This is a genomic window from Microcystis sp. LE19-84.1B (assembly GCF_027531875.1).
Lineage (GTDB): Bacteria > Cyanobacteriota > Cyanobacteriia > Cyanobacteriales > Microcystaceae > Microcystis > Microcystis panniformis.
In genome coordinates, this window is sequence record NZ_JAPZSR010000264.1 from 1 (window position 1) to 3,641 (window position 3,641).

6 protein-coding genes are annotated in these 3,641 nt (G+C 41.6%); 4 read left to right on the top strand and 2 right to left on the bottom strand.

What is annotated here, in order from left to right; translation table 11 throughout:
- The coding region (locus tag O9324_RS15370) for a hypothetical protein (protein ID WP_288140628.1) at positions 1–206 on the top strand (206 nt) is incomplete at its 5' end.
- Positions 207–373: 167 nt separating this feature from the next.
- Entirely contained in the window at positions 374–1,081 is a 708-nt protein-coding gene (locus tag O9324_RS15375) for a CBS domain-containing protein (protein ID WP_002766152.1), read from the top strand.
- 127 nt (positions 1,082–1,208) lie between these two features.
- Here the strand turns inward: O9324_RS15375 and O9324_RS15380 are convergent, their stop codons facing one another.
- Positions 1,209–1,778, bottom strand: coding sequence for a PIN domain-containing protein (locus O9324_RS15380; RefSeq protein ID WP_223211779.1), 570 nt, complete (start codon positions 1,776–1,778; stop codon positions 1,209–1,211).
- A gap of 2 nt (positions 1,779–1,780) precedes the next feature.
- A complete protein-coding gene (locus tag O9324_RS15385; protein WP_288140629.1) occupies positions 1,781–2,266 on the bottom strand; it encodes a helix-turn-helix domain-containing protein in 486 nt (161 codons plus the stop codon).
- Positions 2,267–2,619: 353 nt separating this feature from the next.
- Here O9324_RS15385 and O9324_RS15390 point away from each other — a divergent pair, with 353 nt between their 5' ends.
- Together O9324_RS15390 and O9324_RS15395 are read left to right on the top strand one after the other, a co-directional pair.
- A complete protein-coding gene (locus O9324_RS15390; protein WP_288140630.1) occupies positions 2,620–3,105 on the top strand; it encodes a type II toxin-antitoxin system VapC family toxin in 486 nt (161 codons plus the stop codon).
- 2 nt (positions 3,106–3,107) lie between these two features.
- Positions 3,108–3,293: a hypothetical protein gene (locus O9324_RS15395; RefSeq protein ID WP_002766158.1), complete on the top strand. Its 186-nt coding sequence runs from the start codon at positions 3,108–3,110 to the stop codon at positions 3,291–3,293.
- Positions 3,294–3,641 lie beyond the last annotated feature (348 nt).

Genomic DNA, 3,641 nt, shown 5'->3' on the forward strand with positions numbered 1-3,641 from the left:
CAAGAGAAGATATTGATAAAAATAGCAATCATAAAAACCAAATCCCCAACATTTATCAAGCAATTATTTTTATTAGTAAATATTCTACACGACTCAGTCCAGATAAGCAAGATGGCTTACCACTACTACCGAATCACTACCGGTGTGAGATATGGAAAGTTTCCGTATATTATGTAGTTATGCGGGAATTTTCTGTGGCTCGATGATCGTTTTACATCCGAAGGTAAAAAGTTATGCCAAACACTGATCGCGATATAGTAGACCGTGCCATTGATACTGTTCGTGAACGAGTTGATCGGATACGAGAAGATGTTGGTAATGCATTAGACGGATCCGATGACGTGCAGATTTTCTCTTTGCCGAAGAGGAATTTATGAATAATTCAGACCACTTTCTTCAAGCATTTTCTTCCATTGAGCGATTTCTTCGCTTAAAGGTAAATTCGGATAACTATCCTAGCTTTTACCAATTGGTCGATAAAGTTTCAATGTCGAATTCAGTAGTTAAAGCTTTTAAGAATGATCTTAAAGAATATGCAGACTTAAGAAATGCGATTGTACATGAGCGTTCTGATGGGCATATTATTGCTGAACCAAATGACAGGGCAGTAAAGAATATTAAGCATATTGAATCTGTAATCATAAGTCCACCTAAGGTGATACCCAAATTTCAAAAAAGTGTTGCCTTAGTACAAAAGGATGCATCAATTGGGGATGCAGTAAAGTTAATGCTCGAACATTCCTTCTCTCAAATACCAGTTCTTGACAATGGTATTTTTTCTGCATTGCTTACAGCAAATACCATCACACGTTGGCTTGGAGCATGTGTTTCAGAAGAGATCTTTAGTCTTAAGGAAACTCCAATTCAAAAGGTGTTAGAGTTTACTGAAGATCGGGAGAATCATAAGTTTATTAGTCGTAATACTACTATGTTTGAAGTATTAGAAAGCTTTCAGGCTTTTGAAAGTCGAGGTAAACAGCTAGATGCTTTATTAATTACTGATGGCGGCAAGCAAACAGAGAAAATAATTGGTATTATTACTGTGTCTGATTTGCCTACGATTATTCAAGTGGTAGAGTGACTTTTGGCGTTTAGCGCTGAGCGACCTAACACTTCAGCGCAGCGGACGGTCAAAAGCTGCTGGTAGAGTGCCCAAAGTTATCTCCGCCGCTGGCTTTTGCCGTTGGATAGACAAAGTTTTGAGAATTTCAAAGTAGTCCATCGTACAGCCTGAGTTCTGCTACAGTCTGGGCTAGACCTTGCCTTTCATAAGCTGCAAGTAACTCATCAACACTTTGCGGTGGATTTTTTAAACTCATTCGCTGTTGCTTAGCAGCTTCACAGATCACTGAAGGAGCTAAATCAATCAGATGAATAATAAACTCATCGGGATGCTGAGCCTCGATACCATATTGCTCAAGAGTTGTAGCCGGAAAATCTGACAGATTGTATGTAACAATCACATCGGCTCCTGCACAAATGGCAGCTGCTAGTACATGACGGTCATTGGCATCTGGTAAGTTTAGCGATGGAATTAGATCTTTATAACCCTGAACGAGACAGTCACGCACATTACTGTTCATCAGAGCTTTTGTGCGATGAAGACGCTCCTCCGTGAGATCAGGTCTATTCTTCAAAAGATTGCGAATCCACTCATCATGAATTTCATCAGTCCATTTGGCACGGAACAAATCTGTCAATGCTAAACGCATCAAAAAATCCCGTAGAGGAGCTGCATATAAAACACACGCGTCGAATAATGCAGTGAAGTTGCTCACAATCAATAGCCTATGTCCAACTCTTGTGCTTCGCGCGTAAGTTCTTCAAGAGTTTGTAATCTTTTCTGGTCTATGTCATGCTTATACGTCATGAGGTCGTCAAATCGAATCCGGCGATGAGTTCCCACTTTTCGGTATGGAATCTTGCCATCATCAATCAGACTGATCAGGAATGGACGTGATACATTCAAGATATCCGCTGCTTGTTGTGTCGTTAACTCAGCATATACAGGCATCAAAGTAACTGCATTGCCACGAGCCATTTGCGTCAGAATATCAGTTAAAAGGCGAAATGCAGACATCGGAATAACAACCACTTCTTCTGGCTCATTATCCGCCTGCACACGCAGTCTGAATTCAGGCAAGTGGTTTCCAACAGGGCGTTTGCCTAGAAATCTTGAAAGCTGACGGCTTGACTCACGCGCAAGCTCTGTATCTGCCGCAGTCGGTGCAATTGTCTCTTGAAAATCAGCGATTCCAGTAGCCATTGTCTTGTCCCGCTCATACTGTTGATTGAACTCTTGTCCAGAGTTACTACGGCCTAGTGTACCCCACATACGAAATAAATGCAACAAACGCAACAAACGAAAAGTATGTTTTTGTCACAACTTGCTCACCAGCCGTAGGGTGCGTTCCCTAATGTGGTTCCTACTGCTCCAGCGATCGATTTTGGGGAACGCACCATGCAGATTGATTGCAGCTGTGGGTTTAAGTGTGATGGCGAAGGCACTGCGTAGCAGTACGCTGATCTTGTCGGTTGGGTTGACGGCTGTTACCCAACACCCTCAAAACCAAGATTAAATAAGGTAGGATAGAGAGCGAAAAAATATTCTAGATTGCCGTGAATGGAAGCGTCTATATTGAAACAAGTATTTTTGGGCATTTAACCGCCAGACCCACTGACAATCTGATCGTTGCTGCTAATATCAAGATCACCCAAGATTGGTGGAACGAACATAGTAGCTCATTTACGCTTTACGCATCAGAGATCGTTGAAGATGAGGCAGCTAAGGGAGAGCCGATAATCGCCGCTCAACGGTTAAACTTGTTACAATCCCTAATGCTTCTCGAACTTACAGAAGATGCGTTTGAACTTTCGCAAGCGTTTCTGACTCAAAGCAATCTGCCCCTAAAGGCATCTAACGACGCTTTACATATGGCATTAGCAACCGTCTATAACTTAGATTATTTGGTAACATGGAACTGCAAGCACATGGCAAATGCCCAAATTCAGCGTAAGCTGGCTCAGATTAGTTCTGATCTCGGATATATATTGCCAGTTATTTGCACTCCTTATGAGCTTATTGGATATAACCTAGAGGTCTAGTCATGTATAAAAATGAAATTCTCGATGAAATTCACAAGTATAGAGAAGAATACGCTCAATCGTTTCAATATGACTTAAGAGCTATTTTTAATGACTTAAAGCAGAAGCAACTGGCTCATAAAGATAGATTAGTTAGGTTGCCAATTAAGCGAGCGTCTAACAAATCACTGCACCCGACCGCCTGCTAAAGCATTCAATGGAACCGCTAAATCTATAGTGCGATGCCGAAGGCACTGCGTAGCAGTACGCTATCTCCCTAGGGTGCGTTCCCTAAAGTGGTTCCTACTGATCCGGCGATCGATTTTGGGGAACGCTCCATGCACATTAATTGCAGCTGTGGGTTTAAGTGCGATGGCGCACCTAAAAATGAGCGAATTTCTTGACAAATGAAGTTAAATATCTGGACTTCCCCCATACATAAATACTAAAAAATTAACAAAACCCTTACTGCAGGTCGCTTCTAAGAAAAAATTGAAAAGAGGCTACTGGGTACATTTTTTACTTGAAAATGGCTGTACCGTTGACTGTATCTGGAG

What these genes read in the sequence shown, in the direction of transcription:
- O9324_RS15375 (WP_002766152.1), top strand. Translation starts at nt 374, where the DNA reads ATGAATAATTCAGACCACTTTCTTCAAGCATTTTCTTCCATTGAGCGA.
- O9324_RS15385 (WP_288140629.1), bottom strand. Translation starts at nt 2,266, where the DNA reads ATGGCTACTGGAATCGCTGATTTTCAAGAGACAATTGCACCGACTGCG.
- O9324_RS15395 (WP_002766158.1), top strand. Translation starts at nt 3,108, where the DNA reads ATGTATAAAAATGAAATTCTCGATGAAATTCACAAGTATAGAGAAGAA.